Annotated in this window: 2 protein-coding genes and 1 pseudogene; 1 reads left to right on the top strand and 2 read right to left on the bottom strand. The window is 69.9% G+C overall.

Going from position 1 to position 14,326, the window contains the following annotated elements; all coding sequences use genetic code 11:
* Positions 1-89 precede the first annotated feature (89 nt).
* Positions 90-1,122, top strand: a pseudogene (gene tssA / locus AB7878_RS15415) (type VI secretion system protein TssA).
* Positions 1,123-1,134: 12 nt separating this feature from the next.
* On the opposite strand, the gene AB7878_RS15410 reads toward tssA, so the two are convergent.
* Together AB7878_RS15410 and AB7878_RS15405 are read right to left on the bottom strand one after the other, a co-directional pair.
* Positions 1,135-2,247: a hypothetical protein gene (locus AB7878_RS15410; RefSeq protein WP_369495206.1), complete on the bottom strand. Its 1,113-nt coding sequence runs from the start codon at positions 2,245-2,247 to the stop codon at positions 1,135-1,137.
* A 10-nt stretch (positions 2,248-2,257) separates the two neighbouring features.
* Positions 2,258-14,302 (bottom strand): filamentous hemagglutinin N-terminal domain-containing protein, encoded by a 12,045-nt coding sequence (locus AB7878_RS15405; protein WP_369495205.1) that lies wholly within the window; start codon positions 14,300-14,302, stop codon positions 2,258-2,260.
* Positions 14,303-14,326: the final 24 nt, after the last annotated feature.

Below are 14,326 nucleotides of genomic sequence, written 5' to 3'. Positions count from 1 at the left end.
GCGTGTTGCCGCATCGAACGGCACTTGCGGCGAACCTTGTGCAGCCCGCCTGATGTACCATTCGGGGCTTGGGTACAAGGGGAAATCCGATGGCGCGCCACGATCTGGAATCGCTGCTGACACCGCTTGCCGACGAGGCCCCGAGCGGCCCCGACCTGGAATACGACGCCGACTTCCAGACCCTGGAACGCACGGCCACGCCGAAGGCCGAGCGCGCGATCGGCGACAGCGTGAAGACCGCCGAGGAACCCGACTGGGACAAGGTTTCGTCGCTGGGCGAAGCCCTGCTGGGCCGCAGCCGCGACCTGCGCGTGGCCGTGCACCTCACCTCCGCATGGACGCGCATGCACGGGCTCGCCGGCTGGTCCGACGGACTGGCACTGATCCGCGGCCTGCTGGAAAACCTCTGGGACAGCGTGCACCCGCAACTGGACGCCGAGGACGACAACGACCCCACCGCGCGCGTGAACGCAGTGATGCCGCTGGTCGACATGCAAGGCGTGCTGGGCTACTTCCGCGGCGCGCCGTTCGTGCAGTCCCCACGCCTGGGCCGGTTCTCGCTGCGCGACCTGCGCATCGCCAACGGCACGCTGAAAACCTCGGCGGAGGGCGATGCCGCGTCACCGAGCATGACCGACATCGAAGCCTGCTGCCTGGATTGCCCCGAGGAGCAGTTGCTCGACGCCGCCCAGGCGACAACGACGGCCATGGAACACGCCCGCGCCATCGATGCGATCTTCACCGACCGCATAGGCACGGCGGGACCGGATCTCAAGCCGCTGCTCGGCGAGATTTACGAGCTCAAGAAATTCCTCGACGTCGAGGTCGCCAAGCGCGCGCCGGCCGGCACCGCGGACGCCCCGGCCGACGCGGAAGGCGGCGCCCGGCGCGGCGCCCGCAAGCGGGGCGAGTGGCCGCATCGAAACGGCGCAGGACGTCATCCGTCGGCTGGACGAGATCTGCGAGTACTACACGCGGCGCGAACCCTCCAGTCCGATCCCGCACCTGCTGCGCCGCGCGCAGCGGCTGGTCGGCATGGACTTCGTCGACCTGATGAAGGAACTGGCGCCCGGCGGCCTGTCGGAATTCCAGATCATCTCCGGTTCCAGCGGCGACGAATGAGTCCCGGCTCCTTCAGCCACTGCCCCGGCACTGGTTCGCCTCGGCACGCGCGAACAGGCTGTGGATGGCCGGGTTCCAGCTGAGCGTCAAGCCGCCCGGCAGGCCGGCGGTGATGCCGGCATCGGCCGGCTGCGTGACCGGCCCCACCGTGGCCTGGTCGCCATCGCCGAAATGCGCGGTCGCGCTGATCGTGTAGCTCTCGGGATTCGCGCAAGCCGCCGCATCGATCGGCTGCGACACGGTGGCGCCCTGCTTCGCGATGGCCGGCAGGCTGCCGTGCCCCAGGGTAAGCTGCCCCTGTCCGCGGCAAGTCGCGCTGAGCGTGTAGTCGATGACCACGTGCAGCGGCGGCGCCACCTGCAACGCCGCGACCGCCTCGGGTTGCTTCGTGCAACCCACCAGGAAGGCCTTGCGCTGCGGCACCACGTGCAACACGTAGCCGCCCGGCTGCAGGCCGGTCGTGTTGGCGAGCTTGAGCGCGATGCGCTGCGGCGTGATGCCGGTGATGACGGGTTGCGCGTCGACCGGCTTGCCCTGCGCGTCGGTCAGGCTCACCTGCGGATTCGCGCACTGCGCGTCCAGCAGGTTCGCGCCGAGCACGGCGAAGGCCAGCGGCTGGTCGGCGGGATGGATCACGAACAACGGCTGCTGGTCCGCCGTCTCGACCGCGTCGATCACCGGCGGCGATGGTTTGTCGGAGGTCGGCGCCGCGGCGAGTCGCTCGACGGCCAACGCCAGCGCCGCCGCCAGCGCCTTCGCGTCGCTGCCGCGACAACCGGACGAAGCCTTCAGCCAGGCCTGGGTGCGCTGGGCGGCGGCATCCGCACGCAGCGCGGCGGCCTTGGTCTTGTCGCCGAGGATCTCGATGGGCTGGGCCGTCGCGCCGCCCAGTTGCCGGCGCAGGGCATCGCCGATCTGCCCGAGCTGCCGCCCGGCTTCGGCCAGGGCGGGATCCGGCTGCTGCGTCGCGCGCTGCGCCAACGCCTGCCGCGCCGCATCGAGTTGCGCCAGCACGTAGTCGCCGGTGGGGCGCGCCGCGTCCTGCGCCATCGCTCCCCAGCCACCGGCTGCCAGCAGCAGGCCGAAACCCGCCAGCGCCGGCAGCAGGCGCGGGCCATGCCGCATCCGCCGCGACTCAGTCATTGTCCGGACAATCGGCCGATGCGGGCTGGCCCGGCTGGCAGGCCTGCTGGTCGGCCGGCAGCAGGATGCCGGACGGCACGATGCCGAACGAGCGGTAGTTGGCGTTGATCACGCTGGGGTCGATGTAGGCATCGCCGTGGTTGCCGTTCTGCGCGCGGCTGGTCAGCGCCGAAGTCGGCACGTTGACACTGGGCGCGCCGACCACCGGCAGCAGGTTGCCCTGCGCATCCACCGCGTAGAAGTAGGCCGGTGGCACGCCGACCTGGGCCACCGTCTGGTCGCTCACGCCGGTGACGTAGATCGGCGCGCCGATGGTGCCAATGCGGCCGGTCGAGGACCAGGTACCAGCGCCGTCGTACAACCAGTTGGTGCCTTGCTGCAGCAGGTCGCCGCCGCTCACGCCCAGGTACAGCGACGACGTGCCCGCATTCACCGTGTACGCGCTGCCGCCCACCGAGGCCAGCGTCAGCGTCTGCGCGTTGGTGAAGCTGAAGCCGGCCGGCGAGGCGAACCCGCCCAGCGTGGAGACATGGTTGCCCATGAACTGCGTGGCTGTGCCCAGTGTGGTCGGGCCGGCCGCGCTGCCGGTCAGCGTGGCGGCGGTGATGCTGCCGCCCGCGCCGCCGTCGATGGTGCCGGCGGACTGCAGCGTGACAAGCCGGGCGGACAAGGCGCCGGCTATCGTCACGCCGCCGCTGGTGGTCTGCAGCGTGATGCCGCTGCCGCCATTGACGGTGCCGGCGACGGTCAGCGCCTCGCCGTTCAGCAGGTTGAAGCCGTTCGCCGTGAAATTGCCCAGCGTGGCGATCATGTTCGCCGGATCCAGCGTGGTGCTGCCGGTCGACTGGCCGGTCAGGGTGCCCGCGGTGACCACGCCGTTGCTGCCCTCGCTGATCGCGCCGCCCGAGAGCAGCGTGGTCGTGCCGCCACCGCTGTTCACGCCCGCGTTGATCGCGAGGCCGCTGCCGCCGTTGAGGGTGACGGCGCTGCCGGCGACATTGCCGTTGACCGTCAACGCGCCCGCCGTGGTGGCGAGGCTGGTCGCGCCGTTGCCGCTGTTCACCGCGCCCGCCACGGTCAGCGCCTGCGCATTGTTCAGGCTGAAGCCGTTCGCGCTGAACCCGCCCAGACTGCCGACCTGGTTCGCGCCGTTCAACGCGGCCGCGCCCGCGGCGTTGCCGATCAAGGTGCCCGCCGTGATGACGCCGTTGCCGCCCTCGCCGATCGCGCCGCCCGAAGCCAGCGTGGTCGTGCCGCTGCCGCTGTTCACGCCGCCGTTGATCGCGAGGCCGCTGCCGCCGTCCAGGCTCACCGTGCCACCGGCGATGCTGCCGTTGATGGTCAGCGCGCCCGCCGTGGTGGCGAGGCTGGTGGCGCCGCTGCCGCCGCTCACCGCGCCTCCCACCGTCAACGCCTGCGTGTTGCTGAGGCTGAAGCCGTTCGCCGTGAAGTTGCCCAGGCTCGCGATCGCGTTGGCGCCGCCCAGCACCGCCGCGCCGCTGGCGCTGCCGATCAGCGTGCCGGCGGTGATGGCGCCGCCACTGCCTTCGCTGATCGCACCGCCGGAACTCAGCGTGGTGCTGCCGGCGCCGCTGTTCACGCTGCCGTTGATGCCGAGACCGCCCTGCCCGCCGAGTGCAACCGAAGCGCCGGCGACGCTGCCGTACACCGTGAGCGCCCCCGCAGTGGTGGCGATGCCGGTGGCACCGCTGCCGCCGTTCACCGTGCCGGCCACCGTCAGCGCCTGTGCGTTCGTCAGGCCGAAGCCGTTCGCGCCAAAGCTGCCCAGCGTGCCGATCTGGTTCGCCCCGTTCAGCGCGGTGGCGCCGGCGGCGCTGCCGGTCAGCGTGCCGGCTGCGATGACACCGCTGCTGCCTTCGCCGATGGCCCCGGCCGAAGTCAGCATGGTGGTGCCGCTGCCGCTGTTCACGCTGCCATCCACCGTCAGGTTGCCGGACGTGGTGGCCAGCGTGACGCCCGCCGCGCCGCCGCTCACCGCGCCGGCCACCGTCAGCGCCTGCGCGTTCGTCAGGCTGAAGCCGTTCGCGGTGAAGTTGCCCAGGTTCGCGATCGCATTGGCGCCGCCCAGCGTGGTCGCGCCACTGGAGCTGCCGGTCAACAGGCCTGCCGTGAGGAGGCCGCCGCTGCCTTCGCCGATCGTGCCGCCGGAAGTCAGCGTGGTGGTGCCGCCGCCGCTGTTCACCGCCGCGTTGATCGCCAGTCCGCCGGCGCTGTCCAGCGTCACCGCGTTGCCGCTGACGGCGCCGCCCACCGTCAGCGCCCCGGTCGTGGTGTGGATGGCCGCCGTGCCCGTGCCGCCGTTCACCGCGCCGCCGACCGTCAGCGCCTGCGCATTCGCCAGGCTGAAACCGTTCGCGCCGAACGCACCCAGCGTGCTGATCAGGTTGGCATTGCCCAGCGTCGTTGCACCCGTCGAACTGCCGGTCAGCGTGCCGGCCGTGATCGTGCCGCCGGCTCCCTCGGTGATCGCGCCGGTGCCGGTCTGCGTGAGCGTCGTCGTGCCCGTGCCGCTGCTTACCGCCGCATTGATCGCCAGGTTGCCGCCCGCACCCAGGTTCACCGCCGTGCCGGTGATGCTGTTGCCCACCGTCAGCGCGCCGGCCGAATCGAGCGTGATGGTCCCGCCGCTCAGCGCAGTGTTCACGCTCAGCACGTTGCCGCCGCCCGTCGTGCGCAAGCTGATGTTGCCGGTACCGCCGGTCGTCGCCAGCGGTCCCGCCACCGTCAGCGCCTGCGCGTCGACGAGGGCGATGTCCCTGGCGCTGAAGCTGCCCAGCGTGCCGATGAGGTTGGCGCCGCCCAGCGTGGCGTCGTCGGTCGCACTGCCGGTCAGCGTGCTCGCCTTCACCACGCCGTTCGCGCCTTCGTCGATCGCACCGGCCGAAGCCAGCGTCGTCGTGCCCCTGGTGTTGCCCAGCGTACCGTTGATCGTCAGGCCGTTTCCCGCGCCCGTCGTCGTCAGCGTCGTGCCGGCCGTGCCGCCGTCCACCGTGGCGCCAGCAGCCACCGTCAACGCCCGCGCATCCGTCAGGCCGAAACCGTTCGCGCTGAACGCGCCCAGCGTACCCACCTGGTTCGCGCCCAGCAGGCTGGTGCTCGCGCCGGTCGAGTGACCGGTCAGCGTGCCCGCCGTGATGACACCCGTGGCCGCCGCCTGCGTGATCGCACCCGTCGCATCCAGCGTCGCCGTGCCCGTGCCGGCGTTCAACGCGCCGTCCAGCGTGAATGCGCCGCCGCCCAGGGTCAGCGCACCGTTGTTGCTGTTGACGACACTGCCCGCCGCCGCGGCTATCGCACCGCCCGAGTTCAGCGTCACCCCGCTGCCACCGACGCTGCCGGTCGCGGCCAGTGTGAGGTTGCTTCCTGCACCCGTCGTCGTGATCGCGGTGGCGCCCGTACCGCCCGCCACCGCACCGGTCACCGTCAACGCCCGCGCATCCGTCAGGCCGAAACCGTTCGCGCTGAACGCGCCCAGCGTACCCACCTGGTTCGCGCCCAGCAGGCTGGTGCTCGCGCCGGTCGAGTGACCGGTCAACGTGCCCGCCGTGATCACACCACTGGCTGCCGCCTGCGTGATCGCGCCGCTCGATGTCAGCGTCGCCGTGCCCGTGCCGGCGTTCAACGCGCCGTCCAGCGTGAACGCGCCGCCGCCCAGGGTCAGCGCACCGTTGTTGCTGTTGACGACACTGCCCGCCGCCGCGGCTATCGCACCGCCCGAGTTCAGCGTCACCCCGCTGCCACCGACGCTGCCGGTCGCGGCCAGCGTGAGGTTGCTTCCAGCACCCGTCGTGATCGTGGTGGCGCCCGTGCCGCCCGCCACCGCACCAACCACCGTCAACGCACCCGCATTGCTCAGGCTGAAGCCGTTCGCGTTGAACGCACCCAGCGTGCCCACCTGGTTCACGCCCAGCAGGCTGGTGCTCGCGCCGGTCGAATGACCGGTCAGCGTGCCCGCCGTGATCGCGCCACTGGCTGCCGCCTGCGTGATCGCGCCGCTCGATGTCAGCGTTGCCGTGCCGGTGCCCGCGTTCAACGCACCGTCCAGCGTAAACGCACCGCCACTCAAGCCCAGCGCGCCGTTGTTGCTGTTCACGCTGCTGCCCGCCGCCGCGTCGAGCGTGCCGCCCGAGCTCAGCGTCACGCCGGTGCCGGCCACGCTGCCGGTGGCCGCCAGCGTGAGGTTGCTGCCTGCAGTCGTGGTGAGTGTGGTCGACCCCGTGCCGCCCGCGACGGCGCCGCTCACGTTCAGCGCCGCGGCGTTCGTCAGGCTGAAACCGTTCGTGGCGTTGAACGCACCCAGCGTGCCGATCAGGTTGGCGTCGTTCAGGCTGGCGCTTCCGGCCGCACTGCCCGCCAGCGTATTCGCCTTGATGACACCGGCGGTCTGCGTGAGGTTGCGCCCGGCCTGCAGCGTCACCGTGTTGCCGGTGACGCCGCTCGCCAGCGCGAGATCGGAGCCGGCACCGGTGGTGGCCAGGGTGATGTTGCCCGCACCGCCATTCGCGGAAGGCGCCGTGTTGACCGTGAGGCTTTGCGTGTCATTGAACGCGAAATCGCCGCCGGTGGTGAATGCGCCCAGCGCGCCGATCTTGTTCGCGCCCAGAAGGCTGGTGCCGCCGGTCGAACTGCCGGTCAGTGTGCCCGCCGTGATCACACCACTGGCTGCCGCCTGCGTGATCGCGCCGCTCGATGTCAGCGTTGCCGTGCCGGTGCCCGCGTTCAACGCACCGTCCAGCGTAAACGCACCGCCACTCAAGCCCAGCGCGCCGTTGTTGCTGTTCACGTTGCTGCCCGCCGCCGCGTCGAGCGTGCCGCCCGAGCTCAGCGTCACGCCGGTGCCGGCCACGCTGCCGGTGGCCGCCAGCGCGAGGTTGTTGCCTGCAGTCGTGGTGAGTGTGGTCGCGCCCGTGCCGCCCGCGACGGCGCCGCTCACGTTCAGCGCCGCGGCGTTCGTCAGGCTGAAACCGTTCGTGGCGTTGAACGCACTCAATGTGCCGATCTTGTTCGCGCCCAGAAGGCTGGTGCCGCCGGTCGAACTGCCGGTCAGTGTGCCCGCCGTGATCACACCACTGGCTGCCGCCTGCGTGATCGCGCCGCTCGATGTCAGCGTTGCCGTGCCGGTGCCCGCGTTCAACGCACCGTCCAGCGTAAACGCACCGCCACTCAAGCCCAGCGCGCCGTTGTTGCTGTTCACGCTGCTGCCCGCCGCCGCGTCGAGCGTGCCGCCCGAGCTCAGCGTCACGCCGGTGCCGGCCACGCTGCCGGTGGCCGCCAGCGCGAGGTTGCTGCCTGCAGTCGTGGTGAGCGTGGTCGACCCTGTGCCGCCCACGACGGCGCCGCCCACGTTCAGCGCCGCGGCGTTCGTCAGGCTGAAACCGTTCGTGGCGTTGAACGCACTCAATGTGCCGATCTTGTTCGCGCCCAGAAGGCTGGTGCCGCCGGTCGAACTGCCGGTCAGTGTGCCCGCCGTGATCACACCACTGGCTGCCGCCTGCGTGATCGCGCCGCTCGATGTCAGCGTTGCCGTGCCGGTGCCCGCGTTCAACGCACCGTCCAGCGTAAACGCACCGCCACTCAAGCCCAGCGCGCCGTTGTTGCTGTTCACGCTGCTGCCCGCCGCCGCGGCTATCGCACCGCCCGAGTTCAGCGTCACCCCGCTGCCACCGACGCTGCCGGTCGCGGCCAGCGTGAGGTTGCTTCCAGCACCCGTCGTGATCGTGGTGGCGCCCGTGCCGCCCGCCACCGCACCAACCACCGTCAACGCACCCGCATTGCTCAGGCTGAAGCCGTTCGCGTTGAACGCACCCAGCGTGCCCACCTGGTTCACGCCCAGCAGGCTGGTGCTCGCGCCGGTCGAATGACCGGTCAACGTGCCCGCCGTGATGACGCCCGTGGCCGCCGCCTGCGTGATCGCGCCCGTCGCATCCAGCGTCGCCGTGCCCGTGCCGGCGTTCAACGCGCCGTCCAGCGTGAACGCGCCGCCGCCCAGGGTCAGCGCACCGTTGTTGCTGTTGACGACGCTGCCCGCCGCCGCGGCTATCGCACCGCCCGAGTTCAGTGTCACCCCGCTGCCACCGACGCTGCCGGTCGCGGCCAGCGTGAGGTTGCTTCCCGCACCCGTCGTGATCGTGGTGGCGCCCGTGCCGCCCGCCACCGCACCAGCCACCGTCAGCGCGCCCGCATTGCTCAGGCTGAAGCCGTTCGCGCTGAACGCGCCCAGGCTGGCGATCGCATTGAGGTCACCCAGCGTGGTGCTGCCGTTCGAGTTGCCGACCAGCGTGCCCGCCGTGAGCGCGCCGGCGGTCTGGTTGATCGAGCCGTTGCTGCTGTGGAGGCCGAGCGTGGTCGTCGCCGTGACATTGCTGCCCAGGCTCAGCCCGTTGGTGCCGGTGAGGTAGACGTCAGCGCCTTTCATGTCGCTGGTGGTCGTCAGCGTGCCGCCGGAGGACAAGGTCAAGTCGCTCGTACCGGTGTCGATGGGTGCGCCCGACAGGATGAGGTTGCCGCCGGCGATCAGGCTCACCGCGCCGTTGGTGCCATCGGTCAGCGAAGCGATCGACAGATCGCCCGCGGCCGTGATCGCGATGCCGGTGCCGCTGGCCGTGACCGTACCGCCGAAGACGTTGTTGTTGGTCAGGCTGATCGACTGGCCAACCGCACTGAAGGTCGACGGTCCCGTCACCGTGAACACGCCGGTGCCCTGGGCGATGCCACCTGCGGTGGTCGTCACCGAAAGCCCGCCACCGCCGACGCTCAGGGCATTCGCGCTGAAGGAGCCGCTGTTGGTGGTCAGGCTGGCCAGCGCGCCGTTGGCGCCGCCGCCCACGACACCACCGAACGATACAAGGCCGTTGGCGGCATTCACGGTCAGCGCTTCCGGCGTGGCGCCTGCATTATTCACCGTGCCGCCGAAGCTCACGTTGCCGGTGCTGGCCGTCAGCGTGCTGGCGCCACCCAGCAGCACCGCGCTGTGGTAAGTCTGCGTGCCGCCCGTGTTCACACTGCCATTCAGTGCGATGCCGCCGCCGGCGGTGAGGTCGAGGGTACCGCCCAGCGTCAGCGGCGAAGTCACGGCGATGCCCGCCTGGGTGTAATTCAACACCAGGTTGGTCGGTGCGACCGTGAGGATCGGGAACAGCGCGGCGGCATTGCTGTCGCCCAGGCTGAGAGTGCCGATGCTGCCGCCACCGCTGGCGTTCACCGTGACCGTCTGACCACCGAAATTGTTCGGCGTGGCGACCGTGTTCAACAGGACGTCGTGCTGGCCACCGGTCACCGTGAACCCGGAAGCGCCGGTCACACCCAGCGCACCGGTTTCGGTGATGTCGCCCGCGGCCGTGACGACCAGCGCACCGCCGACTGTGCCCTGCCCGAGGTTCACGCCGCCACCGAGGCTGGTCGCGGTCAGTGCGCCCGTGCTCAACGAGCCCAGCGTCAGCGCACCGCCGTTGGTGATCTGCGTGGTGCCGCCGGTGAGGCTCACCGCGCCGGTGAACGCGTTGAGTCCGTTCAACGTGATGGCACCGCTGCCGGCTGCCACGCTGGCGGTATTCGAGACGGTCAGGATGCCAGCCGTCTGGTTGATTGGCGTGTTCGTGCTAGCCAGTTGCAGCGTGCTACCCGTCACGCTGCCAGCCAGCGTGATGCCGCTGCTGCCGGTCAGCGACACGGCGCCGCCGCTCAGCGCACCGTTCGTCGTCAACGAGCCGCCGTTGGACGCCAGCGTGAGCGCACCCGTGCCGGCATTGATCGCGCTGCTGGGCAGCGTGAGCGTACCTGCGGCCGTGAGGCTCACGGCGCCGTTGCCGTTGTCGGTCACGCCGGCGATATCGAGGTTGTTCTTGTCGAATATCGACACGCCGGCGCCGGTCGCCGTCACCGCGCCGGTGAAGTCGTTGCCGTTGTTGTTCAGCGCGAGTGCGCCACTGGCATTGAAGGTCGATATTCCGGTGACGGTAAAGGCACCGCCCTGCCCGATGCCACCCGTCGTCGTCACCGACAGGCCGCCGCCACCGATGTTCAGCGCGTTCGCGCTGAACATCTTGCTGCTGGTAGTCAGGCCCGACAGTGCGCCGTTGACGCCACCCACCGTACCGCCGAACGACACGAGGCCGTTGGCCGCATTGACGGTCAGCACTTCCGGCGTGCCGCTCGTCGCATTGTCCACTGTGCCGGTGAAACCTACTCCGGCATTGCTGGAGGTGAGCGCGATGCTGTTGCCCAGCGTCACCGCACCGGTATAGCTCTGCGCACCGCTGGTGGTCACGTTGCCGCCCAGTGTGACCGCGCCGGTGCCGACACTGGCAAGACTGGTCAGCGTCGTCGTGCCGCCCACTGCACCGCCAAAGCTGGCCGTGCCACTGGTGCTCACGGTCAGGCCGAACCCGCCGTCCACCGTCGAGCCGAACCCGATCGCACCGCCCCCGGTGCTCGCCAGCGTGGCACTCGTACCCAGCAGCACCGCGCCGTTGTAGGTCTGCCCCGCGGTGGTGGTCACGTTGCCATTGAGCGTGGTCGTGCCGGTGTTCGTGGCCAGGCTGGCCGCGTTCACTGCACCCAGGCTCGTCGCGCCGCTGCCATTCACGGTCAGCCCGCCAATCGCGCCATTGGCACCTGCGCCCACGGCACCGGTGAACGTCACCGCGCCGGTGCCCGCGTTTACCGTCAGTGCTTCCGGCGTGCCGATGACGGCGTTGTCCACCGTGCTCTTGAAATCCACGGCGTTGCTGGTGGTATTCAACGCCACGCCACTGCCCAGCAGTACCGCGCCGTTGTAAGTCTGCATGCTCGTGGTGGTGACGTTGCCATTGAGCGTGGTCGTGCCGGTGTTCGTGGCCAGACTGGCCGCGTTCACTGCACCCAGGCTCGTCGCGCCGTTGCCATTCACGGTCAGCGCGCCAATCGCGCCATTGGCACCTGCGCCCACGGCGCCGGTGAACGTCACCGCGCCGGTGCCCGCGTTTACCGTCAGTGCTTCCGGCGTGCCGCTGGCCGCGTTGTCCACCGTGCTCTTGAAATCCACGGCGTTGTTGGTGGTATTCAACGCCACGCCACTGCCCAGCAGCACCGCGCCGGTGTAAGTCTGCGTGCTCGCGGTGGTGATGTTGCCGTTGAGCGTGGTCGTGCCGGTGTTCGTGGCCAGGCTGGCCGCGTTCACTGCGCCCAGGCTCGTCGCGCCGTTGCCGTTCACGGTCAGCCCGCCAATCGCGCCATTGGCACCTGCGCCCACGGCGCCAGTGAATGTCACCGCGCCGGTGCCCGCGTTTACCGTCAATGCTTCCGGCGTACCGCTGGCCGCGTTGTCCACCGTGCTGGTGAAGCCTACCGCACCGTTGCCCGCACTGCTGTCCAGCGTCACGTTGCCGCCCAGTTGCACTGCGCCGGTGTAGGTCTGGTTGCCGCTGGTGGTGACGTTGCCGTCGAGCGTGAGGCTGCCTCCGGTCGCGGCCAGGCTCGCCAGTGCGCCGTTGGTGCCGCCGCCCACCGCGCCGCCGAACGTCACTGCGCCGGTGCCGGCATTCACCGTCAGCGCCCGGGCCGTGCCGGTGGCGTTGTCGACCGTGCCGCCGAAGCTCACGTTGCCATTGCCACTCGTGAGCGTGATGTCGTTGCCCAGCAGCACGGGCGTGCTGAAACTCAATGGGCCGACGAGCGTGATGCTGTCGTCCAGCGTGAGCGAACCGCCATAGGTCAGACCCAGCGTGCTGCCGACGTTCACAAGGCCCAACGCCAACGCGTTGCTGCCGTTGTTCAGCGCCACCGCATTGGCACCGCTGTTGCTCAGGCTCACCGCACCGGTGAAGGCGTTCGCACTGCCCAGCGTGATCGCCCCGGCACCCGCGTTGAACGTCGCCGTGCCGGCACCGCTCGCCTGCATGATCGCGCCTGTCTGGCTGATCCCCACTCCGCTCGCCGTCAGCGTGCCGCTGCCGACGTTCGACGCACCCAGCACCAGGGCATTGCTGCCGTTGCTCAGCGTCACGTTGTTCGCGCCGCTGTTGTTCAAGCCCACCGCACCGGTGAAGTCGTTCGCATTGCCGAGCGTGATGGCACCTGCGCCGGCATCGAGGCTGGCCACCCCCGCCGTGATGGTGCTGGCTCCGCTGGCCTGCTGGGCGATGCCGGTGGCGATCACGTTGAGAGCGCCGTTCGAGGTGCCCGAGGTGTCAATGCTGCCGGTGATGGTTCCGCTGCTTCCCAGCTGCAGGCTGCCGCCCGCATGCGTGCTGTCGCCCGTCTGGATGTTCACGCTGCCGCCGGTTGTCGTGATGCTGGCGGAAGTCGTGTCGCCGATGATCACCTGGCAACTCGCGCAGGTTGCGTTGCTGGTATAGGAGGTCGCCTGGGCGGCTCCACCGTAGTTCGCCCACAGGTTGACGTTGAGCGGATGCGTGCCGTCGCTGCCGATGTTCGCGTTGAGGAAAATGCTGCCGACTGCCTGCAGGTACAGCGAACCGGCTCCCGTAGCCGTAATCGGGCTGTTGACGGTGATGTTGCCGGCATCAACGGTGCCGTTCGCCTTCGTGTTGGTGAACACGAACACATTGGTGTTGCCGCTGAGCGCGGTGTCGATGTTGGCCGGGTCGATGGTGGACGTGGCGGCAGCGGTGAACGGGTTGCTGAATGCCGTACCGCCCGTCGCGATCGTCACGTTGTAGGGATCGAGCAGCCAGGTGCCGGCCTTGCCGCCGGGCGCGGAGGCATCGACTCGCCCCTGCACGTTCAGGCCATCGTGTGCCGAGGTTTCCACCCGGCCGCCATCGCCACCGGTTGCGCCGCCCCGCGCGCTGATGCTGCCGTGGAAATTGTTGCCCTGGTTGCCCCACACCACGACCGAGCCACCGTTGCCGGACTGCGTGGCATCGGCGTCCAGTCTCGCGTCGGGCCCGACGTAGCTGACCGCCGCGGTCTGCAAACCTTCGCCGCCCTGCCAGCCGCCGCCCACGCGGATGCTGCCGCCGCCCTGCGAGCCGGAAGCGTCGATGCTGCCGCCCATCACGCCGACGTTCTGGTCGGACAGCAGCTGCACGCTGCCGCCGTGCACGCCACTGGCGTCTATGCTGCCGCTGCTGACGGTGTTGCCGCCGCTGCCGACCAGGCGCACCACGCCGCCATCGGTGCTGATGCCGTGGGCGTCGATCACGCCCGTGTTGTTGACCAGGTTGGTGAACAGGTCCTTCGCGGCCGAGGCCTGCAGCACCACGGTGCCGCCGTCGGCCTGCAGGCGGCCGTTGTTCGCCACCGCGGCTTCGTCGTTGCTCAGGCGCTGCTGCAACGCGCCGGTGATCTGCACGTTGATCAGGCCGTTGCCGTCGAAATCCAGCACCGCCTTGTCGGCACCGTCGAGGTTGATGCGGCCGTAGTTCGCCACGATCAGGCCGTCGTTCTCGACCTTGCCGCCGACCAGGCTTACCGAACCGCCGCTGGCGGCCTGGATGGTGCCGTGGTTGACGACGCCGGCGCTGCCACCGTGTGCGTCGAGGTTGAAATGGTTCGACAGGAAATCACTCGGCGTGAGGTCCAGCGTGCTCGCCACCAGGCCGCCCACGTTCAGCTGCGCGCTGCTGCCGAAGATGATGCCGTGGGTGTTGATCAGGAACACCTGGCCGTTGGAGTTGATGTGGCCGAAGATCTGGCTGGGGCTCTGGTCGAGGATGCGGTTGAGCGCCACCGCGTTGAACGAGGGCTGGTTGAACAGCACCGTGGCGTCCTTGCCCACGTTGAAGCTCTGCCAGTTCAGCGCCAGCAGCGCCGAGTTCTGGTTGATCACGGTATTCACGCCGTTCTGCGCGATCGAACCCGAACCGCCGACCACCACGCCGCCGATGGGCGTGGTGCCGGGCGCCACGCCGCCGGCAACGGCGGCCAGTGCGCCGCCGCAGAACGACACCGAACCGAGCGCCACCGCCAGGCTGAGCGCCAGCCGTTGCTGCCGCAGCCGCGGCAGGGCCATCGGCGGCATTGCCCCGGCCTGCTGACGGGAGCTGCGCTGGGCCGTGCGGGAAATCGTGTTCATGATCGTTGTCCGTCCGAGATCGTG

It is taken from the genome of Rhodanobacter humi (genome assembly GCF_041107455.1).
Classification (GTDB): Bacteria; Pseudomonadota; Gammaproteobacteria; order Xanthomonadales; family Rhodanobacteraceae; genus Rhodanobacter_A.
This window is presented reverse-complemented; position numbering and strand designations above follow the sequence as displayed.